We start from the raw sequence: 26,259 nt of genomic DNA, 5'->3' as shown, positions 1-26,259 counted from the left end.
CGCCCGGCCGGCTTCAGTACGCGCCGAGCGCCTTGGTGAAGTCGAGCGGCTTCTGGGCGACGGAACTGCACGTGGGCTGAGCGGAGTTCTGCGGGCCGCCAGGGCATGCCTTGTCGCGCGTGGCGGACCACATCGACAGCCAGCCGAGGTGCTTGGCCTGAGCGAACTTGACCAGTTCCTTGGCGTCCTCGACCGTGAAGATCTCTTTCTGTACGTCGTTGACGCCGATCATCGGCGTCACGGCGACGGCCTTCCAGGCGGCCGCGTCACCGAGGCCGAGGGTCTTCTTGAGCTGCGCCTGGGTGGCCGTGGCGGCCTGGATGGCGTACTTGCCCATGTCGCGGTCGTAGGAAGCGCCGTAGTCCATCGCCATGATGTTGACGGCGGAGATCCGCACGCCGTTCTTCTTGGCGTCGGCGATCAGGTTCAGCCCGTCCTGCGTCAGCCCTTCGGGCATGACCGGCAGCGTGAAGGAGACCTCCAGCCCCGGGTGCTTCTTCTGGAGCTGCGCGATCGCCTGGGCGCGCCGGGTGTTGGCGGCGGTGTCCGGCAGCGCGCCGCCCTCGATGTCGAAGTCGGCCTTCTTGAGCGCGAACTTGTCGATGACCTTGCCGTACGCGGCGGCGAGTTCGCCCGCCGACTTGCAGGCCAGCCCCAGCTCCGAGCCGTTGGCGCCGCCGAAGGAGATCCGTACGTCGCCGCCGGCCTTGCGCAGGGCCGGGATCTGTTTGGCCACCGCGTCGTCGCCCAGCCCGCCCGCGCCGCCCCACTTGGGCTCGCAGCCGCCGCCTCCGGAGGTGACGAAGGCGAGGTTGAAAGTCTTCACGCCGGTCTGCCTCACGGTGCCGGCCAGGTCGTACGCGGGGTACAGGGACGTGTCGACGTACGGGGAGAAGGCGCCGCCGGCCTTGACCGCCGGATCGGCTTCCGGCGCCTTGGTGGCCAGCGCGGAGCCGGCGACGGCGAAGGCGCCGCCCGCCGCCAGCGCGGCCGCCGCTGCCGTACCGATCAGCCTGGCCTTGCGGCTCGTGCGGCGGCGGTGTGCCGAGGAACTCATGTGGTGCCTGCCTGTTCGTCATGGGGAACGGTGGTGCTGTGGTGCTGTGGTGCGTCCCGCACGCTAGCGATCAGGAAACGGACAAATGCCGGTTTCGGTACGACAGTCGGAAGCCTTATGGCGCCGTTAAGGGAGCGAAAGGGACCGGTTAAGCACCGGAGCCGAACCGGCCCGACGGGAGGAGCCCGGCAACCGTTCCGGCGGGAGACCGGTGACCGGCGACCGGCCAGGTGAACGCGCGACCGTGCCTCCGGTCGGAACCGAAACGTTCATTCCCCGCCGCCCCCGCCCTGCGTACGCCCCGCCGCCCGCCGCCCTCGTCGCGACCGTCCGAGGCGCCGTCCCAGCCGTCGGCGCAGCCGGTGCCCGGTGTGCCGGCGGCGCCCCGCACGCGCCCGCCGTACGCCGTCCAGCGCCAGCCACACCCGTACCTCGGTCCCGCCCAGCACGGACCGGCCGATCCGGACGTCCCCGCCGGTCGTCTCCGCGAGCCGCCGCACGATGTCCAGGCCGAGCCCGGTGGACCCGTCGCCGCCGTCCCCGTGGCCGCGGCGCAGGGCCGCGTCCGGGTCGTCGATGCCCGGGCCGGCGTCCGAGACCAGCACGATCACCGCGTCCTCGGCATTGTGCACGTCCACCGCGAAGGCGGTGCCCTCGGGGGTGTGCCGGAAGACGTTGCCGAGCATCGCGTCCAGCGCGGCGGCGAGGTCGGGACGTGCGACGGGGATGCGTACCGGCCGGTCCACGCCCGCGACGCGCACCGTGCGCCCCTCGTCCTCCGCGAGCGCCGACCAGAAGTCCATCCGCTCCCGGATCACCTCGGCCGCGTCGCAGCCGGCCGCCGCGGCCGCCTGCTGGGCGTGCGCCCGCTGCTGCCGCGCGGTACGGATGATCTGGTCGACCTCGCGCTCCAGTTGGGCGACCGCCTCGCGGGTCTGGTCGGCCGCGGGGCCCTCGCCGAGCGAGGCGGCGTTCAGCCGCAGCACGGTCAGCGGGGTGCGCAGGCGGTGCGAGAGGTCGGCGGCCAGCTCGCGTTCGTTGGCCAGGAGCTGGACGACCTGGTCCGCCATCGCGTTGAAGGCGGCGGCCGCCGCGCGCAGTTCCCTGGGGCCGTCCTCCCGTACCCGTACGCCCAGCTTGCCCCTGCCCAGGTCGTGGGCGGCGCCGGCCAGCCGTTCGGCGGGCCGCACCATCCGGGTGCCGAGGCGGTCGGCGACGGCGACCGAGCCGACGACCAGCGCGAGGCCGACCACCGCCAGCACCGCCCACGAGGTGGTGACGCCGTTGGTGAGCGCGGCGTCCGGCACGTACACCTCGACCACCGCGATGCCGGAGGCCACGGCGGTGGGCTGGAGCAGCACCGAGCCGCCGGGCACCGGGGCGATGGAGGCGCGGCCGAGGTCGACCGCGGCATCGACGTCCGCGGGTCTGGCCCGCCGGGAACCGATCTCGGCCGGCTCGCCGCCCTTCGCGCCCGCCGGGACGTGGACGCCGATGCGCCCCAGGGGGCCGCTCTCGGTGCTGGCGACGGCGCGTTCCAGTTGCGCGTGGTCGGTGGTGATGGCCAGGACGGGCCCGATGGTGGCGGCCTGCCGCTCGGCGTTGGAGAACGCGCGGTCCTTGGCCATCTCCTTGACGACGAGCCCGAGCGGTACGGCGAAGGCCACCACGACCATCGCGGTGACGGCCAGGCACACCTTGACCAGGGCCCATCTCACGGCGCCGGCTCCGGGGGAAGGGCCAGGAAGGGTCCGGTGGCGCGCGCCGGCGGCTCCGGCGCGTACGCTCCCCGGCGCCCCGTGCGCGCGGGCGTCACAGCGGTGGCTCCAGTTTCACTCCGACCCCGCGCAGGGTGTGCAGGTACCGGGGCCGTGCGGCCGTCTCGCCCAGTTTGCGGCGCAGCCAGGAGAGGTGGACGTCGATGGTCTGGTCGTCGCCGTACGACTGCTGCCAGACCTCGGCGAGGAGTTCCTTACGGGGCACGACGACGCCCGGCCGGCCGGCGAGGAAGGCGAGGAGGTCGAACTCGCGGCGGGTCAGGTCGAGCGCCGTGCCGTCCAGTTCGGCCTGGCGGCGCAGCGGGTCGATGCTCAGGCCGCCCACCTGGAGCACCCGGGACGGCGGCTCGCCGCCCGTCGCGGCGCCACGGGAACGGCGCAGCACGGCGGCCATCCGGGCGGAGAGGTGCTCCACCGAGAACGGCTTGGTCAGGTAGTCGTCGGCCCCGTCGTTCAGGAGGCGGACGATCTCGGCCTCGTCGTCCCGCGCGGTGGCGATGATCACGGGTACGTCGGTGATCCCGCGCAGCATCTTCAGGGCCTCCGCCCCGTCCAGGTCGGGCAGGCCGAGATCCAGGATGACCACGTCGAAGCCGACGTGGGCCACCTCGCGCAGCGCCTCCAGGGCCGTACCGACGCTGCGTACCGTGTGGGACGCCTCGGTCAGATGCCGGATGAGGGCCGAGCGCACGAACTGGTCGTCCTCGACCACGAGCACACTTGCCATGGGCGGCACCGTACGCCATTCGAGGGCACTTCTTTACCTGAGGTTGACGCCCCAGTCCGTACCATCGGCCCGCATTTTCATGGGTGTTGGACGCTGCACCCCTACTGCCCCGGAACCTCCCGCGGTATCACCTTCGTTCCGCCCTCTCCGGGCCCTCCGGCCCGCTGCCCCGGTGAGGCGCGTGGTGCACTATGAGCCAGATGCACAGAGCACTGGTTCACACGGCGGCCTGGACGCTGGCGACAGGCGCGGCCGTCACGCTGTCGTGGTTCGGCGTGCACACGGTGCTGGCCGGGACGGCGTACGACCCGCCGCGCGCGCTCCCGCTCTCCGAGAACGCGCCGTCCGCGTCCGCCGGACCCGACGGCGGGGCCGCACCCCGCGCCTCCTCCACGCACCGGCCCAAACCGTCCGCTCCGGCCTCCCCCCGTCCCGGGCAGACCGCCAAATCGGGCGATCACCCCAAGGGGGACGGCGGCGGCACGTCCGGCGGTGGCGGAAAAGGTACGGGCAGCGGCCCGCACCCGCCGCCCGGCGCCGCCGTCCCGCCCGCGACGGGCAGCGCGGTGAAAAGTTTCTCCACCGCGGGCGGCCGCGTGGTCATCGACCTGGGCGCCCACTCCGCCCAGTTGGTCTCGGCCACCCCGGAAACGGGCTGGCAGATGCAGGTGTGGCAGCAGGATCAGTGGCTCCGGGTCGACTTCCGGGGCGGCGCGGGACACGCCTCGGTCATCTGCGCCTGGAACGGGCACCCGCCGACGGTCGAGACGGACAACCACGCGACGTGAGGGCCGCGTTGGCCGGGAGCCTCCCAGGGCCCCCACACGGCCTCCCCGGCGCGCTCAGGTGAAGACGGCGGGCGGCGGGGACGGCGAGTCCACCGCGGTCGCGTCCGTCACCGGCTGCGCTCCCCCGGTGAAGTCCAGGAGCGCGCGCCCGTGTTCGACCCGGCCCTGCTGCGGGTCGGTCGCGGCCCGCCGAGTCAGTTCGGCGACCGGGAGCGGCCCGGCGGCGGCCAGGAGTACGGCGTTTCCGAAGCGCTTGCCCCGGAGGACGGCCGGGTCGGCGGTCAGGCACAGCTCGGGGAAGACCGTACGGACCGTGGCGACCTGCGCCCGTACGAAGGCCAGCGGCGGGCCGTCCGCGAGGTTCGCCGCGTACCAGCCGCCGGGCCGCAGCGCCCGCGCGACCTCGCCCGCGAACTCGGCGCTGGTCAGGTGCGCCGGAGTCCGCGCGCCGCGGAAGACGTCCGCGATCACCAGGTCCGCCCAGCCGTCCGGGATCTTGGCGAGCCCCGCGCGCGCGTCCCCGTTGCGCACCCTGATCCGCCAGCCGCTGTCCAGGGGCAGCTCCCGGCGGACCAACTGGACCAGCGGCGCGTCGATCTCCACGACCTGCTGGGTGGAGCGCGGGCGGGTGGCCGCGACATAGCGCGCCATCGTCAACGCCCCGCCGCCCAGATGCACCACTTGGAGGGGTTTGCCGGGCGGCGCGGCCAGGTCGGCGATGTGGCCGAGGCGGCGTTGGTACGCGAAATCCAGGTACGCCGGGTCGTCGAGGTCCACATGGGACTGCGGGGCGCCGTCGAGGAGCAGGGTCCAGCCGCGCGGCCGGTCCCGGTCGGGACGGAGTTCCGCGGTGCCGCCGTCCACGGTTTCCACCACGGCCTCGGGCCCCGTACGGGACCGGCCGCGCCTGCTCTTCGCCATGCCCCCAGTATGCCGCGTAGCCGCAGGTCAGAGTGTGCGTTGTGAGCGGCCGGGGCCGGCCTCAGCGGCAGCGGTCGACGGCCTCGATCGTGCGGGCCGCCTCGCCGAGGGCCTCGCGCAGGACGACGGGGTCGGTGGCCGCGCCGCACGCCCCGTCCGGGGACACCAGCCAGTCGGTGCCCGTGACGGGCGGATCGGCGGGGGCGCCACCGGTGTTCCGCGCGCCCCCGCCGGGCGCCTCGCGCTCGTACGTCTGGGTGCACGCGCTGCCCGGCAGGTCCCAGCCGTCGGCCGTGCCCGGCGGCACCAGGAAGCCGAGGGTGTCGCAGGAGTCGTCGTGCAGGACCGGGCCCACACCGGCGCGCAGCCGCAGGATGTCGACCGCCTCCAGGCCCTGGCGGGCCGGCACCGTCACCAGGTCGCAGGTCCGCGGCGCCTCGGGGAGCAGACCGCAGTCCGCGGAGGGCCAGCGCCGGTCCGCGGCCGGTGAACCGTGCGCACCCGGACGGCTGTTGGGGTGCGCCGGGCGACCGGCACGTCCGGCTCCGCCGTGCGCCGTCCCCCCGGCACCCGCCTCACCGTTGACGGCGGTCCTGACGTCGGCCACACCGGACTCCCGCACGGAAACCCCTCCTCTGCACACGCCGGTCCCTTTACTTCCTGTTCAACGTCCGGACACGTCAACGGCTACGGCGGCGGACCGCCGCAAAGGATGGCACTTCATGGCGGATCAGGTGTGAGATATCCGTTTTGTAGCCAAACCCTGTGTCTCGACCCGGTCACAGCTAGTACCGTCGTCCCGCCGCACCGCCAGGCCGCGGCACCGCCACGGAGAGGGCACGGAGGCTCCGCCATGGCATCGCCAGCCGCGAGATCGACACCGTCCCAGCACGTTCCCGCCCAGCCCAACCGCGCCTTCCGGCAGTTGCGCGGCCGGCTGTCACCGGGCGAGTTCGCGGCGGCGGTACGCCGTGCCGCGCGCGAGATCGGGGAGCAGGTCGCGTGCGACGCCCGTTACGTGGGCCGCGTCGAGGCCGGGGAGATCCGGTGCCCGAATTACGCCTACGAACGGGTGTTCCGGCACATGTTCCCCGGACTCACCCTCGTGGACATGGGGTTCGCGCCCCGCGAGACGGTGCGCGGACGGCGGGCCCGGACGGCACGGGCGGACGACGGAAGGGAGGCGGGCGGCGGCACCGGGGCGCCGCCCGGTGCACGGACAGGCGCCGGACCGGCCGCCGGGCGCCCGGAAGGGCCCGGGGCCGGCCCCGGTCGTCACGACACGGACATCCAGACCGGCAAGGAGAGCGACGTGCTGCGTCGCGCGTTCATCACGGGCGGCCCGGCCGCCGCGCTGGGGCTCACCGCCCTGCCACCGTTCGTCCCGGAGGCCGCGGCCGGGCCCGGACTGCCGGACGCGGTGCCCCGCGTACCGCGCCCCTCCCCGGCGGACGGCCCCGGACGGGCCGGCGCGTCCGAGGCGGACGCCGTGGAGGAGGCCGTGCGCCGCATCCGGCTGCTGGACGACCGGCACGGCGGCGAGGGCCTCTACCGGCGCGCCGCGCAGCCGCTGCGGACCGCGTACGAGCTGCTGGACGCCGGGGTGCAGCGGAGCTCCGTCAGCGACCGCCTGCACGCGGGCGCGGGCGAACTCGCCATCTCCGTCGGCTGGCTCGCGCACGACTCGGGCCGCTTCGGCGACGCCCGGTCGCACTACGCCGAAGCGCTGGCCACCGCCCGGGTGGCCGGTGACGCGGCCCTGGAGGCGCACGCCTTTTGCAACACCGCCTTCCTGGCGCGCGACGCGGACCGACCCCGGGAGGCCGTACGCGCCGCGCAGGCCGCCCAGCAGGCCGCGAAGAACCTGGGGTCGGCGCGCCTGCTGTCCCTCCTGGCGCTGCGCGAGGCGGGCGGCTGGGCGGGCCTGGGCGACCGCAGGAGCTGCGAGCAGGCGCTCCTGCGGGCCCAGCGGCTGCTCGCCCGGGGGCCGTCCGACAACGACCCGGAGTGGATGTCCTTCTACGGGGAGGCCGAGCTGGCGGGCCTGGAGGCGCAGTGCTGGTCCGCACTGGGCGAGCCGGGGCGCGCGGCGACGCACGCGCGCCGGGCGGTGGCGCTCCAGGACCCGCACTTCACCCGGAACATCGCCCTGTTCACCGCGGAACTCGCGGGCGATCTCGCGCTCAGCCGGGCCCCGGAGGAGGCCGCGACGGCCGGTACCCGGGCGCTGGCGCTCCTGGAGGACGTCAGATCGGCCCGTATCCGCACGATGCTGGACGCGACGGCGCGGGCGCTGCGGGCGTACCGGAACGGCGCGGGAAGGGCGGGCGACGAGGTCGGCGCGTTCCTGGACCGGCACGCCGCCACCCGGCCGCCCGTGCGGACGACGGTCGGCAAGGGCGGACGGCGGACGGCGTACGGGGCGCGGCCGGAGTCGGGGCCCGGCCCGGGGCCGCAGAGCGATGCGCATACGGCCTGACCGGGCTCCGGGGGAACGGGCCGGGGGTAGGGGATGGCCCCCGAGGGGTCGGCCCCGAAGGGTGGGGTACGGCCCCGAGGGGACGAGGTACGGACCCGAATGGCGGCGAGCCGCTGGCCTCCGGGGCCGTCCCGCCGGGGTTCAGCCCAGGTGGCCGGTGTCGTTCCAGCGCTCGATGGCGGGCTCCCCGTACGCCCAGCCCAGTACGGACAGCGACGTCGGCTCCAGGCGGATGCGGGCGGCGAAGGAGACGTCCAGGCCGAGCCAGCGGGCCCCCAGGGAGCGCAGGATGTGGCCGTGCGCGAAGACCAGGACGTCCCGGTCGGCGGAGCGCGCCCATTCCACGACCTCGTCGGCCCGCGCCGCGACCTGGGCCAGCGTCTCGCCCTCGGGGACGCCGTCGCGCCAGATGAGCCAGTCCGGGCGCCCGGCCTTGATGTCGGCCGGGGTCAGGCCCTCGTACGCGCCGTAGTCGACCTCCATCAGCGCGTCCCAGTCCTGGGCCCGGTCGCCGAAGCCGGCCAGCTCGCAGGTCTCCTTCGCGCGCACCAGGGGGCTGGTGCGGACCTCGACGTCCGGCAGGCCGTCCCAGGGCGCGCGGTGCAGCCGCTCCCCCAGGAGCTTGGCGCCGCGGCGGCCCTCCTCCAGGAGCGGAATGTCCGTACGGCCGGTGTGCTTGCCGGACAGGGACCACTCCGTCTGCCCGTGCCGGGCCAGCAGAATGCGCGGTGCCATGGGAAATACCTCTGGCCGATTGCTCGGCTCTTCCGTCTTCGGAGCCCGCTCCGGGGCTGTGCTGCTCGACTGGTGCTCGTCCGGCGCCCGGCTCGCGTCGCCTCGTTGCGGTGGCCGTCCGTTCCATCATCGCGCATCGCCCGGCACCACCGGGGTGGGCCCCTCCCCGCCGGGAGCTTCGCGCCATACGGCGTACGGTGGAGGGTCGGCGTCTTCCGCGCCGACGGGTGCCGCCCCGCGCCGCACCCCCTCGCACCAGGCCCGCGACCGATCCGCCACGGGCCACGCATGTTGGAGAACGACCAGGATGGACGCCGTAGCGCGCCGCCCAGCGGCAGCCGGCAGCCGGCTCCGGTGGTGGACGGAACTGCCACTGCTCGCCCTCGTGTACGCGGCCTACTCCGCGGGCCGTCTCGTGGCCCGCGGCGACGCGCACACCGCCGCCGGGCACGGGCAGACGATCCTGCGGTGGGAAGAGCTGCTGCGGCTCGATCCGGAACGCGCGCTGAATCGTCTCTTCACCGCCACGCCCGCTCTCGGCATACCCGCCGACTTCGCGTACGCCTCGCTGCACTACCTGGTCACGCCCCTGGTCCTGGTGTGGCTGTGGAACCGGCGCCCCGGGCATTACCGCGCGCTCCGTACGTGGCTCATGCTCGCCACCCTCATCGGGCTGATCGGCTTCACGCTGCTGCCGACCGCGCCGCCCCGCCTGCTGGAGGCGGGCAGCGGGTTCGCGGACACCATGGCGCAGTTCTCGTCCTACGGGTGGTGGGGCGAGGACGCGAGCGCGCCGCGCGGGCTCGGCGGCATGACGAACCAGTTCGCGGCGATGCCCAGCCTCCACGTGGGGTGGGCGCTGTGGTGCGGCGTGGTGCTGTGGCGGCACGGCCGGTCCCGGCTGACGCGGGCGCTGGGGGTGGCGTACCCGCTGCTGATCGTCCTGGTGGTGATGGGCACCGCCAACCACTACCTGCTCGACGCGCTGGCCGGTACGGCCGTGATGGGCCTGGGCCTGCTGCTGACGCGCCCGGCGCTGCGGCTGGCGGACGGGGTGCGCGGGCGGTTCCGGGCGGCCGGTGGGAGCGCGGGAACCAGCCCCGGCAGCCGCGTGGCGGGCGCGGAAACCGGCACGGACACACCCGCGGCCGGCACGGAAAACGGCTTGCTCGCGGGTGTGCCGCGCGATCTTCCGGCCGCCGGGGTGCCGGGGGCCCACGCGAATGTCAGTGGCGGATGCCAGACTTCCGCGGGTGAACGTTTTCCGCGACAGCCGACCCGCCGCGGCCGACCGGCCGTCGGAGCCGCCGCCGCTGCCGCAGCCGACGACGGGGCTGCGACAGCGGCTCGGTGAGCTGCGCGGCCCCGGCGTACGGCCACGGCCGCTGGACGCCCGTGCGCTCGCCGCGCTGGCCGCCAACCCCGGCTGCCGCCGCCGCGCGCTGCTGGACGGCGCCGGGGTCGACAAGACGGCGCTCGCGGGCGCGCTCGGCTCGCCCGCGGCCTTCGGGCAGTCGCAGTTCGCGCTGGCCCGGGGCAACTCCTTCGAGGCCCGCGTCAAGGCGGACGGCGGCGCGGACCTGATGCTGCTGCTGTACGAGCGGATGGGCGGCGGCGCGGAGGCCCCCGAGCCCGGCCGGACCGCCGTCCCCGACCTGTCCGCCGCCGGTCCCGAGGGGCGTGCGGCCCGTACGGCGCTGGCCCTGCGCGAGGCAACCGCCACCGGCGGCTGGACGCTGCTGGACCATCCGCTGCTCACCCTGGACGTGGCCGGGTCGCCCGCCTATCTGGAGCCGGACGCGGTCGTGGTGCATCCGGACGGCGGCTGGACGGTCGTGGAGATCAAGTCCTTCCCGATGATCGACGGTTCCGCCGACCCGGCGAAGGTGGGCGCGGCGGCCCGGCAGGCCGCGGTGTACGTACTGGCGCTGCAGCGGGTGGCCGCCCAGGTCCTCGCCAGTACGGGCCGTCCGGTCACGGTGCGGGACCAGGTGCTGCTGGTCTGCCCGAAGGACTTCGCGAACCTCCCCACCGCCGAGGCCGTCGACATCCGTAAACAACTGGCGACGACCAGACGGCAGTTGCAGCGGCTCACCAAGGTCGAGGAGATCGCCGCGCAGCTACCGCCCGGCACCACCTTCGACCTCCGGCTCGCGGACGACGGAAAGACGGTGACGCGGTCCGCCGCCGAGCTGGCCGAGGCGGTCGAGTCCGTGGACGCGGCGTACGCGCCGGAGTGCCTGTCCGCCTGCGAGCTGGCGTTCCACTGCCGGGAGCAGGCGCGCGCCGCGGGCGCCGTGGAGTCGCTGGGCCGCGGGGTGCGCGGTGAGCTGGGCGGGCTGCGTACGGTCGAGGAGGTCCTGGCGGCAGCGCGTACGGAGGGCGGGGCGGACGGGTCCGAGGGCGCGGGTGCCACCGCTGCCCGCGCTCCGGACGGGGACACGGACGCGCCCGCCGCCGAGGCGCTGCGCCGGGCGGCGGCCCTGCGCGCCGAGGCGCTGGCGGAGGCCGCACCGGGCGGCGCGAGGGGCACAGCGGGCCGGCCCACGGGGCGGGCCGACGGAGCCGAGGGGGCGACGGCATGTCGTTGATCGAGGTGCTCGCCAGGATGGAGGCGGTGGCGGCGGGCCGTGCGCAGCCGCTGACGACGGTCCGGCACCGGCATCTGTCCGCCCGTCCGCTGGTGTTCGTCCCGCTGACGACCGCGGGTGAGGCGGGCGCCCCGCTGGGCGCGCTGGTCGGCACGGACCGCGAGAAGCCGCTGCTGCTCGCCGTACCCCAGCCGCGCGACCGTGACCTGCGGTTCGCGTTCCTCGCCGAGCTGGCCGAGGCCGTCCTGCCGTACGTGGACGGGTACGCGGACACCGTCGAGACCGAGCAGCGCAAGGAGACCGACCCCGAGACCGGCAAGAAGGTCCCGGTCGAGGTCGAGCTGTGTGCCGACGCGCCGCAGATCGTCGTGCCGAGCGCGGCCGGTGTGGAGTACGTACGCCTGCTGGGCCGGTCCATGCGGTTCCGGCGGACCGCCGACCAGGACCCGGACACCCCGCATCCGGCGCCGCCCCATGTGCCGCTGCTGGGCCGCTGGTTCACCCACTTCGGCGAGCGGGCCCGGGTGCCGGGCGCGAGCCTGCTGCTGCCGATGACCGGGCTGCTCGCCCGGCACTGGGCGACCGGTCAGAGCAACCTGGAGGACCAGCACCTGGGCGCGCTGCTCGCCTGGATCGACCCGCCCGAGGGCGAGTCCGGCGCGGCAGCCGCGCGGCGCGCGGAGACGGCACGGGACGCGGACGGCCAGTTGCTGTGCCCGCCGGCCGGCCCGGCCACGGACCCGGCGTTCGACAACAAGCGCCTCGCCCCGGCGATGGCCCGGTACGACGCAGGGCTGCCCGGCGCCGAGGAGGCGGTCCGCGACCTGGTCGAGAGCCAGTTGCGCCCCGCCTGGGACGCCGTGTGGCACGGCCTCGACCTGCTGCGGGCCCTGCCGGAAGGCTCCAGGGTGGCCGACCGCTGGAAGCGCGACCGCTGGTCGTACACCGGACACCGCGACCGGGTACGGGCCGGTGAGCCGCCGCAGCCCAAGCGGGACGACGCCATCACGGCCGCCCGCAAACTCGCCTCCCGGGAGACCGCCCAGGCGCAGTTGGACGCGCAGGAGGCGCTGGACGACCCGCTGGTCATGGCGGGCCGGCGGCTCGCCGGGGAGGCGCTGGCCGGCGAGGTGACCGGCGTCGAGATGGCGTATTCGGAGGGCAAGCGGCCGATGCCGCGCCCGCTGGTGACGCTGGCGACGGACGACCGGCCGCAACTCACCGAGGGCGGCAAGCTGTACCGCGCGCTGCCGGACGGGAAGGCCCAGCCCGCCGAGTTCGTCGCGTACACGGCGGACGGGCCGGGCGGGCTGGTCGTCCGGCTGACCGGCGGCATGGGGCGGGGGAAGACCCCGGAGCCCGGGTCGGTGCCCGAGCCCGGCGACATCGTGTGCTGGACCCTGTTCGAGCACCAGCCGCGCGGCGGACCGGAGCTGCCCGAGCCCGAGGACACGCCGTGGACGCACGGCGGGCCGCCCGTGGCCGACACCGCCGCACTGCCCGTGGACCAGCCCGATCCCGTCACCGCGGAGGACTTCCTGTGACCGAGGCCCGCCCCGCGCACCCCGACGTGCCCGCCGCCCGGCGGCCGGACGCCGCCCCAGGTGTACCGCCGGCCGCCCCCGGCGCGTCGCCGTACGGGCCCGGCGCGGCGCCCTTCGATCCGGGCGCGGCGGCGGCCGCGGCCACCGACGCGATCGTGCACAGCACGCTGCACGGTACGCACCGCGGCGTCGTCGTGGACTCGCCGCCCGGCGCGGGCAAGTCCACGCTGGTGGTGCAGGCGGCCCGCGAACTGGCCGCGGCCGGACGCCCGTTGATGATCGTCGCGCAGACGAACGCACAGGTGGACGACCTCGTCCTGCGCATCGCCGAGAAAGACCCGGAGCTGCCGGTGGGGCGACTGCACAGCAGCGAGCCGGGCGCATTCGACCCCGCGCTGGCGGAACTGCCCGCCGTCCGTACGTCGGCCAAGGTCGCCGATCTGGCCGGGCTGGACATCGTCGTCTCGACGGCCGCCAAGTGGGCGTACACGAAGGTCGACGAGCCGTGGCAGCATGCCATCGTGGACGAGGCGTACCAGATGCGCTCGGACGCGCTGCTCGCCGTCGGCGGGCTGTTCGAGCGGGCGCTGTTCGTGGGCGATCCGGGGCAGTTGGACCCGTTCAGCGTGGTCGGCGCCGAGCAGTGGGCCGGGCTCGCGTACGACCCGTCGGCCAGCGCCGTGACGACGCTGCTGGCGCACAACCCCGGCCTGCCGCAGCACCGGCTCCCGGTGTCGTGGCGGCTGCCCGCCTCCGCGGCGCGGCTGGTCTCCGACGCGTTCTACCCGTACACACCCTTCCGCAGCGGCACGGACCACGGCGACCGGCGGCTCGCCTTCGGTGTGCCCTCCGACGGCTCGGGGGTGGACCGGGTGCTGGACGAGGCCGCCGAGTCCGGCTGGGGCCTGCTCGAACTGCCCGCCCGCCACACCCCGCGTACGGACCCGGAGGCGGTGCACGCCATCGCGCGGGTGGTGCGGCGGCTGCTCGACCGGGGCGGCGCGGCCACCAGTGAGCGCGGCCCCGACCCGGTGCCGCTGACCGCCGATCGGATCGCGGTCGGCACGGCCCACCGTGACCAGGCGGCGGCGGTACGGGCCGCGCTGGCCGGGCTCGGCGTCGGCGGCGTCGCGGTGGACACCGCCAACCGCCTCCAGGGACGGGAGTTCGACGTCACGGTCTTCCTGCACCCGCTCTCCGGCCGCCCCGACGCGACCGCCTTCCACCTGGAGACCGGTCGGCTGTGCGTACTGGCCTCGCGCCACCGGCACGCCTGCATCGTGGTCAGCCGGGCCGGCATACCGGAGCTGCTGGACGAACACCCCTCGGCGGACCCCGTCCAACTGGGCGTCACGGTCAAGTTCCCGGACGGCTGGGAAGCGAACCACGCGGTCCTGGCCCATCTGAACGAACACCGGGTGGCGTGGCGGCCCTGACCGGGCGGCGGTGAGGCCGTCGGGGCAGTCGGCGGGCGGTCGGGCCGGAAGCCGCCGGGGCCGGCCTGTGCGCGCCGGCCGGGTCAGGCACGGGCCCGGCCGGGCTGGGCTGGGCTGGACGCTGGACGCTGGACCCGGACGTACGGGGCCGGGCCGACCCGCGCAGCGTCGTGTGCCGCCGCGCACGGGGGTGTCCAGGGGCGGGTATCGGTCGGCGCGGCTCACTTGCGCCCGGGCGCGCCGCGCACGGTCGTACGGTGGCGGTGCAGGCGCGTAACGGGGGCGCGCGGCACGTGATGTGCTGCCCCCTGCGGGCGGCTGAGCCCCGTAGGGGCGCGTCGCCAGGCGCACTTGCGCGGCGCGGGACAATGGAACGCGGCACACGATCCAGGAGGTACGTACATGTCCGAGCCGCAACCGGCTTCCGACCCGCGCGGAGCTGCCTCCGCGCCCCGGCGCCTGAAACCGGCTCCGCTGCTCTTCGAGCCTCCGGAGGCCACGTCCGACCCCGAGCACTTCTTCGACCTGGAGTCCATCGAGGACCCCAAGGAGCTGCTCGCCCGCTCCACCGAGCTGACGCTCGCCTTCCGCGCGGCGGCGGACCGGGCCACCGAGTTCCAGGCGATGGCGGCGGCCCACCTCGCCGATCCCCGGCGCTTCGACCGGCTGCCGCTCTCCGTGATCGCGGAGCGCGCGGACTGGACCGAGGACTACGCGGCGAAGATGGTCGAGTTCGGCCGCGGCCTGCTGCGCAACGGTGGCGGCAGCCGCCTGGACGCCACCGCCGACTGAACGGTTCAGCAGCTCCCGGCACCCGCTTCCCGATCGCCTCGACCCCGGACGGGCCCGGCCCGACCGGCCCGGCCCTCGCCCCCCGCCCCACCGGCCACGCCCTCGCATCCCCGCCCTCGCGCCCCGGCCCATGATCCCGTTGATCATGGGCCGCTGGCATATGCGGGCGCGGGAACATACCCCACACCGCCCCGTCCTGTCCGGATTTCGGCCATTCCGCAGAAACGGAACACCGCATACCGGTAAACCGGGGCCATGAGCGACTGGCCCTCCGAGCATCCCCGCCGACCCGCCCCCGCCGCCTTCCACACCGCGGCGTACGTCACCCTCGCCGGCGCCGACTGGCTCGCCTCCGCCGCCCCGCGCCCCGAGGCCGTGCACGCCCGGTGGGCGTCCTGTCCGGAGGCGCCGAGCACACTGCCGTGCGGCACGGTCTTCGACGTGATCAACGCGCCCGCGCTCTTCGGCCGCGACCTGGTGGACCGCTTATGGACCGCGGGGCCCGGGTCCGGGCCCGTCGCCACCCACCGCGGCCGCATCCTGCTGTTCGCCGAGCCCGGTACGGCCCGGCGGCTGCCCGCCCTGCTCGGCTGGGAGGAGTGGTCCGGCTCCGTACCGCCACTGCTCTGCCACGGGCCGGGCGACGCCGTGACCGTCCCGCCCCTCTTCCCCCAGCGGTCACCGCAGCCGGACCCGCCCCACACACCCCACAGCGCTCAGGACCTCACCGCCTCCCGCTGGCTGGTGGCCCCGGACGTACGCCACCCCTGGCTCCCCGGGCCGGGCGCCCTCCTCTGGGCCTGCATACGTGCCGCCCGGCGCGCCACCGGCGTCGCCACCGCAGTACCCGACGGCCCCGTCGCCACCGCGGCACGCAACAGCCCCGACGCCCCCGCCGACCCCGCCACCACCCGAACGGCGCCAACCCTCATCCCACCCCTGTGACCAGCGCCACCACCGCCCCGGCCCCCCGGAACACGGGCCCGCACCGGGTCTTCCGCCCCGCGCACCCCGGTGCGGGGCGGGCCTCGCTGAATCGATTTTTGCGCCACCCGATCAGGATGCTAATGTTTTCCACGTCAGCAGGCGCCGCTAGCTCAGTTGGTTAGAGCAGCTGACTCTTAATCAGCGGGTCCGGGGTTCGAGTCCCTGGCGGCGCACCGACAGAAGAAGGCCCCCACCTCGGTGGGGGCCTTCTTCGTACGCCGAAAAGCCGAGAGCAGGGCGGCGCCGGGAAACCGGGCGCCGGGAAACCGGGGCGGGCGCCCGTCCGGCCCCGGACACCCGCCCTCCCCCGCTCCACTCTCCCTCACCCGCTCCGCTCCACCTTGACCGTCCAGTCCCCCGAGGACGACCGCCCGTACACCTGCACCCGCACCCCGTCCTCGGCGGCGTCCAGGCTTTCGCCTTCGCCGAGCGGCGCATCAGCAAGCCGGGGGAATACGGAAGTCCCCCAACACGCCTCGGTACCGGGGTGCCCGTCCAGCACCTCCACCGGACCGCTCCCGGACGCGGTCTCGCTGTGCACCCGGTAGACCAGGACGCCCTCGGTGCAGACGTCGTGATCGTTGCCCACCGCGCCGCGCGCCTCGACGGCCAGCGCGCTGCGCGGACCGGTGCGGACGACCAGCAGCCGCGCCCGCCGCCCGTCGCCCGGCCCCATGGGCGCGGACAGCGGCCGCAGGGTGTGCACGGACGAGCGCCGCTCCCGGCCGAGGGAGACGCAGGTCACCTGGCGGCCGCCGAGCCAGCCGATCTTCCACTTGTGCCAGCCGAAGGGGTCGGGGGCGAGGCCGAACTGGCTGCCCATGAGGTCCCAGTCGCCCACGTACGTGTCCCAGTCACCCTTGCCCTCCTGGGGCCGGTGGTAGAGGTCCGGCAGGTCGAAGACGTGGCCGGTCTCGTGGGCGAGCACGTTGCGGTCCGGCGGGCTCTGCTCGAAGAGCGTGACGAACCGGCTGAGGTCCGCGTCGTCGGCGCGCAGCGGGCGGTCGAGGTTGACGACCTTGGTGGCGTCGGAGTCGACGCCGGCCGCGTCCGGGTCGGCGACGAGGTAGACGACGTCGTACCGGCTGAAGTCCACCGAGCCGTCGGCGGCGGCGACCGCGTCCCGGAGGTAGGCGGCGCGGTCGCCGGCCGCCCAGTCCCGGCGTATGCCGTACGTGCTGGAGGCCTGCGGCATCCGTACCCAGCGGCGCTGGATGTCGGGGCGCAGGGTGAAGCGGCCGTAGGACGCGCGCTCGAAGAAGCGGGTGGTGGCCGGGAAGTAGTCGGCGGCCAGTTCGCGGGGGTCGGTGACCGGCTCGGAGTCGGGGAAGGACAGGAAGACCATGACGGCGTCAAGGGTGCGGACCGGGCGCGGGTAGGCGCGGTTCCAGGTGTCCAGGCCCTCGGAGTGGTGGGCGTCGGTACGGGCCAGGGCGCACGGCGGCGTCCCCTCGGACGCGGTGGCGGGGCCCGCGATGACGGAGGTGGCTATGACGGCGCTGAGGGAGGTGGCCACGGCGGCCACCCGGCGCAGCGCGCGACGGCCCACCTCCGGAGGTTGCTGGGCGCGTGGCACATCGACCTCCCGGTACAGATTCGGAGCACCCTCACCACCTTGTGGGGAATTGCCGGATTCCGTCCTGTTCCGGGGCCCCAGACGAGTGACCGGCCCAACTCCCCACCCCGTAACGGAAAGTCACTATCGATCGTTGACCGGATACGCACGAACACAGCCGGACGGAAATGGCCAAACTTCCGCCACAGGTGCCGATGATCACGGTTACGTCGCTGGATAGGCCCTTGCGGCAGCCTCTATGATCGCCACACTTTCCAGCGCGGATTCCCCCCTCCATCACGAGACAAGCGCCATGCGGGAGCGAGCAGTGAGCGGATACCCCGGCGGCACGGGCCGCGCGCCCGGAACGACGCTCTCCGCGGTGACGGAGCGTAAAGAACCGACCAATGAATCCGGCGGAGGCCCGGACGGCGCCTCCGACCCGGCACCCGCCGACGGCCCCACCGCGGCCGACGGCCCCGCCCGGTCCGCCACACCCGACGGACACCCCCGGACCGGCGAGTCCCGACCCGGCGAGTCCGGTGCGCCAGGCCCCCCCGGCACGCCCGGCGAGCCGCGGACCGGCGTCCGCGGCGAACCCGACGCCGGTGACGGCTCGGCGGCCTCGCTGCGCGACTACCGCGCCGCCTTCCGTGCCGCCCGCGCCCCATTGGCCGTGCTGAACCGCGACGGCCTGGTGCTCGCCGCCAACCCCGCCTTCGGCGAACTGGTCGGCGCGGCACCGGACGACCTGGTCGCGGCCACCGCCGCCGACCTGACCGAGCTGGGCACCGACCCGCGCATCTGGGCCGCGTACCGGGAGGTCCTGCGCGGCCACAGCGACCGGCTGCGGTGCACCCGACGACTGAAACATCCGGACGGGCAGTTCCTCTGGGCGGAGGTGACGGTCGAGCCGCTGCCGGACGAGGACTGCGTCCTGCTGTCCGTGGCGGACATCAGCGACCGGCACGACCTGCTGGCCCGGCTGCGCCACCTCCAGATGCACGACCCGGTGACCCGGCTGCCCAACCGCGCGCTGTTCTTCGAGCGGCTCGCGGGCGCGCTGGAGTCGGCCGCCTTCGAGCAGCACGGTACGGGCCGGGTCGGCCTGTGCTACCTCGACCTGGACGGCTTCAAGGCCGTCAACGACACCCTCGGGCACCGCGTCGGCGACCGGCTGCTGAGCGCGGTGGCGCAGCGCCTGACGCACTGCGCCGAGAGCCTGGCCGATCGGGGCGCGGTACGCGGCGGCAGCGGCCACCTGGTGGCGCGGCTGGGCGGCGACGAGTTCGCCCTCCTGGTGGAGGACTCGGCCGGTACCGAACAACTCGCCGAACTGGCACAACGGGTCCTGGACGCGCTCCAGCGGCCGTTCGACCTGGCCGGGCAGCGGCTGTCGGTCTCGGCGAGCATCGGGGTCGTGGAGCGCGCGGCGACCGGCACCACGGCGACCGGCCTGATGCAGGCCGCGGACACCACGCTGTACTGGGCGAAGGAGGACGGCAAGGCCCGCTGGACGCTCTTCGACCCCGAGCGCAACGCGCACCGGATGACCCGGCAGGCGCTGTCCAGCACGCTGCGGCCGGCGGTGGACCGCGGCGAGTTCACGCTGGAGTACCAGCCGCTGGTCGGGCTCGGTGACGGGCGGGCACAGGGCGTCGAGGCGCTGGTGCGCTGGCGTCATCCGCAGTTCGGCACACTGTCGCCGAATCGGTTCATCGGATTGGCGGAGGAGAACGGCTCGATCGTCGAGCTGGGCCGCTGGGTGCTGGCCCGCGCCTGCCACCAGGCCCGCGCCTGGCAACTGGCACGTCCCGGCGCCGAGCCGCTGTTCGTCAGCGTGAACGTCGCCGTACGCCAGGTGTGGGACTCCGACCTGGTCGCGGACGTGGCGGGCATCCTCGCCGAGACCGGGCTGCCGCCCGCCCTGCTCCAACTGGAGCTGACCGAGTCGGCGGTGATGGGCTCGGCCGGGCGCCCGCTCCAGGCGCTCCAGGCGCTGAGCGAGATGGGCGTACGGATCGCCATCGACGACTTCGGCACCGGCTACTCGAACCTGGCCTACCTCAGCCGGCTGCCGGTGTCCGTACTGAAGCTGGACGGGTCCTTCGTGCGGGGCTTCCGTTCGCAGGAGCATCCGAACCCGGCGGACGAGACGATCGTGGAGGCGCTGGTGGCGCTCGCGCACCGGCTGGGTCTGACGGTCACCGCGGAGTGCGTGGAGAGCGCCGAGCAGGCGGAACGGTTGCGCCGCATCGGCTGTGACACCGGGCAGGGGTGGCTGTACTCCCGCCCGGTGCCCCCGGACCGGGTCTGCGATCTGATCGGGGCGGGGCGGGAGACCGGCGCGTAGCGGCTGCGAGGGGCGTCGCGTGGGCGCGGGCGAAGCGGCGCACTCCCCCCGTTCACTCCGATGCACCCGCCCGCCTCCGGGGCGGCACAACGGTCACAGCGCCGTCCGCACGACGATCACCCCGTCGTCCGCACGCCCGTCACACCGTCGGCGCCACCGACCGTCACACCGTAGGCAGCCCGTACGCGTCCGCGATCAGCTCGTAAGAACGCAGCCGGACGTCCCCGCCGTGCGCGTTGGCGGTGATCATCAGCTCGTCCGCGCCGGTGCGCTTGGCCAGGTCGTCCAGGCCGGTGCGGACCGCGTCGGGCGTGCCGTAGACGATGTTGGACAGCCAACTGTCCACGAAGTCGCGCTCCATGCCGCTGAACGCGTACGCCGCCGCCTCCTCGGGGCTGGGCACCAGCCCGGGACGCCCGGTGCGCAGCCGGATCATGGACAGCGCGCCGGTGAGGACCTGGCGGTGCGCCTCCTTCTCGTCCTCGGCGGCCAGCGCGGCGACGCCGATCAGCGCGTACGGCTCGGCCAGGACCGCGGAGGGGCGGAAGGACTCGCGGTACAGGTCCAGCGCGGGGATGGTGTTCGCCGCCGAGAAGTGGTGGGCGAAGGCGAACGGCAGGCCCAGGCGGCCCGCCAACTGGGCGCTGAAGCCGGAGGAGCCGAGCAGCCACAGCGGCGGCCGGTGCGCCGACTGGACGCCGCCCGGGGACGTCGCCTGGACCGGGCCCGGCACCGCGTGGATGCGGCTGTAGGGGTGCCCGTCGGGGAAGTCGTCGTCCAGGAAGCGGGTCAGCTCGGCGAGCTGCTGCGGGAACTCGTCGGCGCCCTCGTGCAGCCGCTCGGTACGGCGCAGCGCGGCGGCGGTGGCGCCGTCGGTGCCGGGCGCGCGGCCGAGGCCGAGGTCGACGCGGCCGGGGGCCATCGCCTCCAGCGTGCCGAACTGCTCGGCGATCACCAGCGGCGCATGGTTGGGCAGCATGACGCCGCCGGAGCCGAGCCGGATGCGGTCAGTGTGCGCGGCGAGGTGCGCCAGCAGGACCGCGGGGGACGAGGAGGCCACGCCGGGCATCGAGTGGTGCTCGGCGACCCAGTAGCGGTGGAAGCCGCGGCGCTCGGCCGTGCGGGCGATCCCGACGGCGGTGCGTACGGCCTCGGAGGCGGTGTGTCCCGCGCCCACGGTCACCAGGTCCAGTACGGACAGGGGGACGGGCGCGGTGCCGAGGGCCGCGCCCCGGATGCCGTCGCCGTTCCGGGCGTCGCCGTCCCGGCTTTCTTCGTGGTCCCGGATCTCGTCGTGGTCGCCGCTCACGGTGCGGGCCCTCCTCGCGTCGCTGGTCTGCCCGGAGAATAACCGGAGTACTTCTCCGGTTATTCCCGGGCGGGCGAAGAGGGCGCGTCGTCGCCGGGCGGGCGGCGGTTCCGCCGCCGTTACCCCGCCGCGGACGGCACCGGCGCCCCCGCGAACAGCGTGCCCAGCGCCGGACAGGCGACCGTGCGCTCCAGCAGCCGCAGCCCCTCCCAGGCGGTGACCTGGTTGGCGGTGAGCACCGGCTTGCGCAGCTCCGCCTCGATGGCGGGGAGGTACGCGGCGGTGTGCAGGGCCGTGTCGGGCAGCAGCACCACCTGGGCGTCGGGATGGTCCCCCGTACGGGCGAGGAGCAGGACTTCCTCCAGGCCCCAGGTGCCGACCTCGGCCGCGGTGATGATCCCGCTGCCGCACGTCGAGACGACTTCGGTGCCCGCGGACTTCAGGAACGCGCGGAAGCACTCGGCGACGTCGTCGGGATAGGTCGCGGCGATGGCCACCCGTTCGGCTCCGAGAGCCCGTACGGCGTGCGCGAAGGCGAAGGACGTACTGGAGGCGGGCAGCCCGGCGGTGGCCGACAGCTCGCGCACCTGCTCGTGGGCGCCCTCCCAGCCGAAGACGAAGCTGGCGCTGGTGCAGGCCCAGACGACGGCCTCGGCGCCGCGGCTCTTCAGTGCGGCGACGCCGGCCGCGAGCCGGGCGGCGGAGCCCATCTCCAGCAGCGCGTCGACGCGGTGGGCGTCCTCGCCGATGTCGGTGTGGACGAGCGGCAGGCTCAGTCCGTTGCCGAGGAGCGCTTCGAGCCGGGGGTAGTCGTCCTCGGCGGAGTGGCCGGGGTAGAGGAAGCCGACCGTGGATGCCATGCACGTCTCCTGACGGGGCGGGGTGATGCGTACGGGGGTGTGTGCTGCGGTGCGCGCGCCGCCCCGGGCGTACGTGCGCGGGGCGCGCGGGTGGACGGGGAGGGGGGACGGCGACCGGGCGGGCGCCGCCCGTACACGTCAGACCGGCGCCGGCGGGCCGGGTTCCTCCGGGGGATGAAAGGGCGGTACGTCCAGCCCGTCGGCCGGTTCCGCCTCGGAGGACGGGACCGCCGACCCGGCGAACGCCGCCTCGGACAGACCGCCGCGCCTCGGTATCCCGGCCCCTTCCTCCGGGGCCCAGGAGGCGGTCATGGAGGCCGGTCCGCGTCTGGCGACGGGGTCCACCAGCGCCTGGTACGGGCCGACGGCCTCGGCCCCGATGGCGCGCAGGGAGGCCCACATGGTGACCTGGTTGGCCGACAGGACCGGCATCCGCAATTCGGCCTCCAACTGCGGGATGACGTCGTACGTCGGCAAGTTCGTACAACTGATGAACAGGGCGTCCGCGGCTCCGACGACGGCCTGCCGGGCCATGTCGACGACGTCCCGGTACGGCACTTTCCAGATGTGCCGGGTCAGGCCCAGATAGGCGCGGCCGGTGACGGTGACACCGGCTTCTCTCAAGTACTCCTCCAGGGAGTCGGTGACGGACTTGGTGTAGGGGGTGACGACCGCGATCCGCCACGCATTGATCTCGCGCAGCGCTTCGAGGAGCGCGCCGGAGGTGGTGAGCGCCGGAAGCCGCTCCCCCGCCCGGGTCATGGCGGCGCACATGGCGCGCTCGCCCGCCATGCCGCCGACGAAGCTGCCCGAGGTGCAGGCGTACGAGACGACCTGCGGGGAGACGGCGCACAGCGCCTGGACGGCGGCGTGCAGGGTTTCGTGTTCACTGACGAGGCGGGCCAGGTCGAGGCTCACCTCGACGGGCACGAAAGGGGTCCGGGTGAGGTGGAGGGACACATCGTCGGGGATCCAGCGCCACAGCTCGCGGTCCAGGGCGAAGTCGAACGGAGCGACGACACCCACGCCGAGCTGAGGCTTCGGTCCCCCCAGAAATGAGACGTCCATGATGCCCCAGAAGAGCGAAGGGCTGGTAAGGGCAGTGCCTTTGCCAGGGGTTCGTGGTGCTACCGGCACGAGCCGGGGACGTCGGGACAGAGCCGTTGTTGACACGGTAGTTACGACTTCTTAGCGTGGTCAATCCTCGCATCTCAGGCATCTGTCGGCGCCTCCTTTCATTCAAGGGGGCTCACGTTTCAGAACGGTTTCTGGCCTATGTCCGAAAGCACCGTCCTTGTCCTCGGTTCCGACCCGCCCCCCAAACTGGACCGGCTCTCCGGCCGGGCCCGGCTGGTGTACGCCGACGACAAGACCTTCGCCGACCGACTGCCGCACGCCGACGTGGTGTTGGCGTGGGACTTCACCTCCGACGCGGTCCGCGACGCCTGGCCCGGCGGCGGCCCGCGACCCGTTTGGGTGCACACCGCGAGCGCGGGCGTGGACCGGCTGATGTGCCCGGAGCTCGCCGCCGACTCCACCCTGGTGACCAACGCGCGCGGCGTCTTCGAGCAGCCGATCGCCGAGTACGTGGCCGGTCTGGTGATCGCCATGGCGAAGGACTTCTACGGCAGTTGGGAGCTCCAGCGGCAGCGGCGCTGGCGGCACCGGGAGACACTGCGGGTGGCGGGCAGCCGCGCCGTGGTGGTGGGCTCGGGCCCGATCGGCCGGGCCATCGGCCGGACCCTGCTGGCACTGGGTGTCAGGGTGGATCTGGTCGGGCGGCGGGAACGTACGGACGATCCCGACTTCGGCCGGGTGCACGCGGCCGGCACGCTGCACGGTCTGCTGGGCACGGCCGACTGGGTGGTGTGCGCGGCGCCGCTGACCGAGGAGACGCGCGGCATGTTCGACCGGGCCGCGTTCGGCCGGATGCGGCAGCGGGCCCGCTTCATCAACGTGGCGCGCGGAGCGCTCGTCGTCGAGGAGGACCTGGTGGCGGCGCTGCGGGAGTGGCGGATCGCGGCCGCGGCCCTGGACGTGTTCGAGCACGAGCCGCTGACCACGGACAGCGTCCTGTGGGACGTGCCGCACCTGATCGTCTCGCCGCACATGAGCGGCGACACGCTGGGCTGGCGGGACGCGCTGGCCGAGCAGTTCGCGGACAACTTCGACCGGTGGGCGGCGGGCGAGCCGCTCACCAATGTGGTGGACAAGCGGCTGGGCTACGTACCGGGCTCCTGATCTTCCGGGACCGTGGGGGCGGAGTGTTCGCGCAGGGTTCGTGAAGGGAGGTCGGGATGGCTGAGGTGACGGATCTGGCCGACTGCTCGGCGGTGCGGCTGGTCGCCGGGTACGCGGCGGGCGAGTTCTCGCCGGTCGAGGCGGTGCAGGCGGTGATCGAGCGGGCCGGGCGGGCGCAGGAGCGGGTGAACGCCTTCACCCGGATCGACGCGGACGAGGCGCTGGCCGCGGCGAAGGAGTCCGAGGAGCGCTGGCGGACCGGGCGGCCCGCCGGGCTGGTGGACGGCGTGCCGGCCACCGTCAAGGACCTGCTGCTGACCCGTGGGACGCCGACGCTGCGCGGCTCGCGCACGGTGCGCGAGGAGGGCGTGGTCTGGGACGCGGACGCCCCGTCGGTGGCGCGGCTGCGCGAGCACGGCGCGGTGTTCGTGGGCAAGACCACCACGCCCGAGTTCGGATGGAAGGGCGTCACGGACAGTCCGCGGCACGGGGTGACGGGCAATCCGTACGACCCGTCCCGTACGGCGGGCGGGTCCAGCGGCGGCAGCGCGGCGGCCGTCGCGCTCGGCGCGGGGCCGCTGAGCCTGGGCACGGACGGCGGCGGGTCGGTGCGCATCCCCGGGGCGTTCTGCGGGATCTTCGCGCTGAAGCCGACGTACGGGCGGGTGCCGCTGTATCCGGCGAGTCCGTTCGGGACGCTGGCGCACGTCGGGCCGATAACCCGGGACGCGGCCGACGCGGCGCTGCTGATGGACGTGATCACCGGGGCGGACTGGCGGGACTGGTCGCAGCTCGCACCTCCGGCCGGGTCGTTCCGGGAGGAGCTGGAGCGGCCGGTGGCCGGGCTGCGGGTGGCCTACAGCCCGACGCTGGGCTGGGACGTGCCGGTGCAGCCGGAGGTCGCCGCCGCGGTGCGGCGCGCGGTGGACCGGCTCGCGGAGCTGGGCGCGCACGTCGAGGAGGCCGACCCGGGCATCGCTGACCCGGTGGAGGAGTTCCACACGCTGTGGTTCAGCGGCGCGGCGCGGGTGGTGCAGCACCTGAGCCACGCGCAGCGGGAGCTGCTCGACCCCGGCCTGCGGGAGATCTGCGCGGAGGGCGCGCGGCGCAGCGCGCTGGACTATCTGGCGGCGGTGGACGTACGGATGGCGATGGGCGTGGCGATGGGCCGCTTCCACAGCACGTACGACCTGCTGGTGACGCCGACCGAGCCGATCACCGCCTTCGAGGCGGGCGCCGAGGTGCCGGCCGGGTCGGGGCACACGCGCTGGACGGGCTGGACGCCGTTCACGTACCCGTTCAACATGACGCAGCAGCCCGCCGCGACCGTGCCGTGCGGCGTGGACGGGGACGGGCTGCCGATCGGGGTGCAGTTGGTGGGTGCGCGGCACGCGGACGCGCTGGTGCTGCGCGCCGCGCACGCCCTCTATACGTCGGGAGCGGCGGACCTGCCCACTGTGCCTACGCCCGGCGGAAGTTGAGGGTCTCCCCCAGCGCTCCGGCGCGCCACAGGTCCTGGCAGGCGTCGGCCATCCGGTCCAGGCCGTCCACCACCGAGCCCCACACGATGCCGGGGACCCAGCCCGCGTCACCGTTGATCAGCAGGTTGTTGCGTTCGTAGAAGAGCGCGAGGTCGACGACGGTGGCGCGGCCCCGGTGCTCGGCCTGGCTCTCGTAGCCGTACGAGGCGGTGCCCAACTGGGTGTCGCTGAAGGTGAAGTAGCACAGGTCACCGGGGATGGGCGTGACGGTCGGGTTCTCCAGAGGGGGCTCCTCCGGGGCGAACGGCGGGACGAGGGCGTAGATCTCGTTGCGGGCGTACTTGGCGTGGTAGACGTCGCCGCCGAGCGGCAGCGCGTCCCAGACGGCCTTGCAGGTGACCGGCGCGCGGTCGTCGAGCAGCCTGGCGGTGCAGCTCACACCCCGCTTGTCGAGGGAGACTTCGATGAAACGGTCGACCATTTTGCCTCCTTACGGTGCTTTGCGCCTCCATGGTGGACCAGCGGGCGGCCCGATGCACACGGGAACACCGGACGCGGTACCCCCACTCTTCCCAGGACGCGCGGCCGCTGACGACCGTCGTCAATCAGCCATCCCCGTACCGGA

General features: G+C 74.4%; 22 protein-coding genes and 1 tRNA gene. 12 read left to right on the top strand and 11 right to left on the bottom strand.

The window, feature by feature from the left end:
• Positions 1-13: 13 nt before the first annotated feature.
• The 3 genes from EJG53_RS26095 to EJG53_RS26085 form a co-directional block, all read right to left on the bottom strand.
• Complete coding sequence (locus EJG53_RS26095; protein WP_125046841.1) at positions 14-1,057, bottom strand: chitinase; 1,044 nt, start codon at positions 1,055-1,057, stop codon at positions 14-16.
• Between the two features lie 269 nt (positions 1,058-1,326).
• A complete protein-coding gene (locus tag EJG53_RS26090) occupies positions 1,327-2,775 on the bottom strand; it encodes a sensor histidine kinase (RefSeq protein WP_125046839.1) in 1,449 nt (482 codons plus the stop codon).
• A 94-nt stretch (positions 2,776-2,869) separates the two neighbouring features.
• Entirely contained in the window at positions 2,870-3,562 is a 693-nt protein-coding gene (locus EJG53_RS26085) for a response regulator transcription factor (RefSeq protein WP_031011274.1), read from the bottom strand.
• Positions 3,563-3,762: 200 nt separating this feature from the next.
• Between EJG53_RS26085 and EJG53_RS26080 the strand changes: the two genes are divergently transcribed.
• Positions 3,763-4,350 carry a hypothetical protein gene (locus EJG53_RS26080; RefSeq protein ID WP_125046837.1) on the top strand — a complete coding sequence of 196 codons (588 nt, stop codon included), beginning with the start codon at positions 3,763-3,765 and terminating at the stop codon, positions 4,348-4,350.
• Between the two features lie 54 nt (positions 4,351-4,404).
• On the opposite strand, the gene EJG53_RS26075 is transcribed toward EJG53_RS26080, so the two are convergent.
• Together EJG53_RS26075 and EJG53_RS26070 are read right to left on the bottom strand one after the other, a co-directional pair.
• On the bottom strand, positions 4,405-5,271 hold the full coding sequence (locus tag EJG53_RS26075; RefSeq protein WP_125046835.1) for a spermidine synthase: 867 nt from the start codon (positions 5,269-5,271) through the stop codon (positions 4,405-4,407).
• A 61-nt stretch (positions 5,272-5,332) separates the two neighbouring features.
• Complete coding sequence (locus EJG53_RS26070; RefSeq protein ID WP_244955345.1) at positions 5,333-5,878, bottom strand: hypothetical protein; 546 nt, start codon at positions 5,876-5,878, stop codon at positions 5,333-5,335.
• 246 nt (positions 5,879-6,124) lie between these two features.
• On the opposite strand from EJG53_RS26070, the gene EJG53_RS26065 reads away from it, so the two are divergent.
• Positions 6,125-7,750, top strand: coding sequence for an ATP-binding protein (locus tag EJG53_RS26065; RefSeq protein WP_244955344.1), 1,626 nt, complete (start codon positions 6,125-6,127; stop codon positions 7,748-7,750).
• A gap of 141 nt (positions 7,751-7,891) precedes the next feature.
• Here EJG53_RS26065 and EJG53_RS26060 read toward each other — a convergent pair whose 3' ends face one another.
• Complete coding sequence (locus EJG53_RS26060) at positions 7,892-8,485, bottom strand: histidine phosphatase family protein (RefSeq protein WP_125046833.1); 594 nt, start codon at positions 8,483-8,485, stop codon at positions 7,892-7,894.
• Between the two features lie 307 nt (positions 8,486-8,792).
• Here EJG53_RS26060 and EJG53_RS26055 point away from each other — a divergent pair, with 307 nt between their 5' ends.
• From EJG53_RS26055 to EJG53_RS26025, 7 genes are all read left to right on the top strand, one after another.
• The gene (locus EJG53_RS26055) at positions 8,793-9,839 is read left to right on the top strand and encodes a phosphatase PAP2 family protein (RefSeq protein ID WP_125046831.1); all 1,047 of its coding nucleotides are present in this window, start codon (positions 8,793-8,795) and stop codon (positions 9,837-9,839) included.
• The gene (locus tag EJG53_RS26050; RefSeq protein ID WP_371858729.1) at positions 9,739-11,076 is read left to right on the top strand and encodes a hypothetical protein; all 1,338 of its coding nucleotides are present in this window, start codon (positions 9,739-9,741) and stop codon (positions 11,074-11,076) included. The genes EJG53_RS26055 and EJG53_RS26050 overlap by 101 nt, the downstream gene beginning before the upstream one ends.
• Positions 11,067-12,620 (top strand): hypothetical protein, encoded by a 1,554-nt coding sequence (locus EJG53_RS26045; protein ID WP_125046829.1) that lies wholly within the window; start codon positions 11,067-11,069, stop codon positions 12,618-12,620. The genes EJG53_RS26050 and EJG53_RS26045 overlap by 10 nt, the downstream gene beginning before the upstream one ends.
• A gap of 152 nt (positions 12,621-12,772) precedes the next feature.
• Complete coding sequence (locus tag EJG53_RS26040; RefSeq protein WP_125049603.1) at positions 12,773-14,056, top strand: AAA domain-containing protein; 1,284 nt, start codon at positions 12,773-12,775, stop codon at positions 14,054-14,056.
• A gap of 402 nt (positions 14,057-14,458) precedes the next feature.
• Positions 14,459-14,848 (top strand): hypothetical protein, encoded by a 390-nt coding sequence (locus EJG53_RS26035; RefSeq protein ID WP_031011254.1) that lies wholly within the window; start codon positions 14,459-14,461, stop codon positions 14,846-14,848.
• Positions 14,849-15,103: 255 nt separating this feature from the next.
• The gene (locus EJG53_RS26030; protein WP_244955343.1) at positions 15,104-15,793 is read left to right on the top strand and encodes a bifunctional DNA primase/polymerase; all 690 of its coding nucleotides are present in this window, start codon (positions 15,104-15,106) and stop codon (positions 15,791-15,793) included.
• 141 nt (positions 15,794-15,934) lie between these two features.
• A tRNA-Lys gene (locus EJG53_RS26025) sits at positions 15,935-16,008 on the top strand.
• A 149-nt stretch (positions 16,009-16,157) separates the two neighbouring features.
• Here the strand turns inward: EJG53_RS26025 and EJG53_RS26020 are convergent.
• The gene (locus EJG53_RS26020) at positions 16,158-17,384 is read right to left on the bottom strand and encodes a M6 family metalloprotease domain-containing protein (protein WP_244955342.1); all 1,227 of its coding nucleotides are present in this window, start codon (positions 17,382-17,384) and stop codon (positions 16,158-16,160) included.
• Positions 17,385-17,703: 319 nt separating this feature from the next.
• On the opposite strand from EJG53_RS26020, the gene EJG53_RS26015 reads away from it, so the two are divergent.
• Positions 17,704-19,743: a putative bifunctional diguanylate cyclase/phosphodiesterase gene (locus EJG53_RS26015; protein WP_371858728.1), complete on the top strand. Its 2,040-nt coding sequence runs from the start codon at positions 17,704-17,706 to the stop codon at positions 19,741-19,743.
• Positions 19,744-19,906: 163 nt separating this feature from the next.
• Here EJG53_RS26015 and EJG53_RS26010 read toward each other — a convergent pair whose 3' ends face one another.
• From EJG53_RS26010 to EJG53_RS26000, 3 genes are all read right to left on the bottom strand, one after another.
• Positions 19,907-21,052 (bottom strand): LLM class flavin-dependent oxidoreductase, encoded by a 1,146-nt coding sequence (locus tag EJG53_RS26010; RefSeq protein ID WP_371858727.1) that lies wholly within the window; start codon positions 21,050-21,052, stop codon positions 19,907-19,909.
• Between the two features lie 119 nt (positions 21,053-21,171).
• Complete coding sequence (locus EJG53_RS26005) at positions 21,172-21,912, bottom strand: maleate cis-trans isomerase family protein (RefSeq protein ID WP_125046825.1); 741 nt, start codon at positions 21,910-21,912, stop codon at positions 21,172-21,174.
• A gap of 138 nt (positions 21,913-22,050) precedes the next feature.
• On the bottom strand, positions 22,051-22,980 hold the full coding sequence (locus EJG53_RS26000) for a maleate cis-trans isomerase family protein (protein ID WP_125046823.1): 930 nt from the start codon (positions 22,978-22,980) through the stop codon (positions 22,051-22,053).
• 207 nt (positions 22,981-23,187) lie between these two features.
• Between EJG53_RS26000 and EJG53_RS25995 the strand changes: the two genes are divergently transcribed.
• Positions 23,188-24,153 carry a D-2-hydroxyacid dehydrogenase gene (locus EJG53_RS25995; RefSeq protein WP_125046821.1) on the top strand — a complete coding sequence of 322 codons (966 nt, stop codon included), beginning with the start codon at positions 23,188-23,190 and terminating at the stop codon, positions 24,151-24,153.
• Positions 24,154-24,209: 56 nt separating this feature from the next.
• On the top strand, positions 24,210-25,634 hold the full coding sequence (locus EJG53_RS25990; protein ID WP_125046819.1) for an amidase: 1,425 nt from the start codon (positions 24,210-24,212) through the stop codon (positions 25,632-25,634).
• On the opposite strand, the gene EJG53_RS25985 is transcribed toward EJG53_RS25990, so the two are convergent.
• Positions 25,615-26,115: a DUF3830 family protein gene (locus tag EJG53_RS25985; protein WP_125046817.1), complete on the bottom strand. Its 501-nt coding sequence runs from the start codon at positions 26,113-26,115 to the stop codon at positions 25,615-25,617. The genes EJG53_RS25990 and EJG53_RS25985 overlap by 20 nt on opposite strands.
• Positions 26,116-26,259 lie beyond the last annotated feature (144 nt).

The sequence above is a fragment of the Streptomyces chrestomyceticus JCM 4735 genome, assembly GCF_003865135.1.
Lineage (GTDB): Bacteria > Actinomycetota > Actinomycetes > Streptomycetales > Streptomycetaceae > Streptomyces > Streptomyces chrestomyceticus.
This window is presented reverse-complemented; position numbering and strand designations above follow the sequence as displayed.

Excerpts from the sequence above, each read along its gene's own strand:
- EJG53_RS26095 (WP_125046841.1), bottom strand. The coding sequence starts at position 1,057 with ATGAGTTCCTCGGCACACCGCCGCCGCACGAGCCGCAAGGCCAGGCTG.
- EJG53_RS26085 (WP_031011274.1), bottom strand. The coding sequence starts at position 3,562 with ATGGCAAGTGTGCTCGTGGTCGAGGACGACCAGTTCGTGCGCTCGGCC.
- EJG53_RS26080 (WP_125046837.1), top strand. The coding sequence starts at position 3,763 with ATGCACAGAGCACTGGTTCACACGGCGGCCTGGACGCTGGCGACAGGC.
- EJG53_RS26075 (WP_125046835.1), bottom strand. The coding sequence starts at position 5,271 with ATGGCGAAGAGCAGGCGCGGCCGGTCCCGTACGGGGCCCGAGGCCGTG.
- EJG53_RS26065 (WP_244955344.1), top strand. The coding sequence starts at position 6,125 with ATGGCATCGCCAGCCGCGAGATCGACACCGTCCCAGCACGTTCCCGCC.
- EJG53_RS26060 (WP_125046833.1), bottom strand. The coding sequence starts at position 8,485 with ATGGCACCGCGCATTCTGCTGGCCCGGCACGGGCAGACGGAGTGGTCC.
- EJG53_RS26055 (WP_125046831.1), top strand. The coding sequence starts at position 8,793 with ATGGACGCCGTAGCGCGCCGCCCAGCGGCAGCCGGCAGCCGGCTCCGG.
- EJG53_RS26045 (WP_125046829.1), top strand. The coding sequence starts at position 11,067 with ATGTCGTTGATCGAGGTGCTCGCCAGGATGGAGGCGGTGGCGGCGGGC.
- EJG53_RS26035 (WP_031011254.1), top strand. The coding sequence starts at position 14,459 with ATGTCCGAGCCGCAACCGGCTTCCGACCCGCGCGGAGCTGCCTCCGCG.
- EJG53_RS26030 (WP_244955343.1), top strand. The coding sequence starts at position 15,104 with ATGAGCGACTGGCCCTCCGAGCATCCCCGCCGACCCGCCCCCGCCGCC.
- EJG53_RS26015 (WP_371858728.1), top strand. The coding sequence starts at position 17,704 with ATGCGGGAGCGAGCAGTGAGCGGATACCCCGGCGGCACGGGCCGCGCG.
- EJG53_RS26005 (WP_125046825.1), bottom strand. The coding sequence starts at position 21,912 with ATGGCATCCACGGTCGGCTTCCTCTACCCCGGCCACTCCGCCGAGGAC.
- EJG53_RS26000 (WP_125046823.1), bottom strand. The coding sequence starts at position 22,980 with ATGGACGTCTCATTTCTGGGGGGACCGAAGCCTCAGCTCGGCGTGGGT.
- EJG53_RS25995 (WP_125046821.1), top strand. The coding sequence starts at position 23,188 with ATGTCCGAAAGCACCGTCCTTGTCCTCGGTTCCGACCCGCCCCCCAAA.
- EJG53_RS25990 (WP_125046819.1), top strand. The coding sequence starts at position 24,210 with ATGGCTGAGGTGACGGATCTGGCCGACTGCTCGGCGGTGCGGCTGGTC.
- EJG53_RS25985 (WP_125046817.1), bottom strand. The coding sequence starts at position 26,115 with ATGGTCGACCGTTTCATCGAAGTCTCCCTCGACAAGCGGGGTGTGAGC.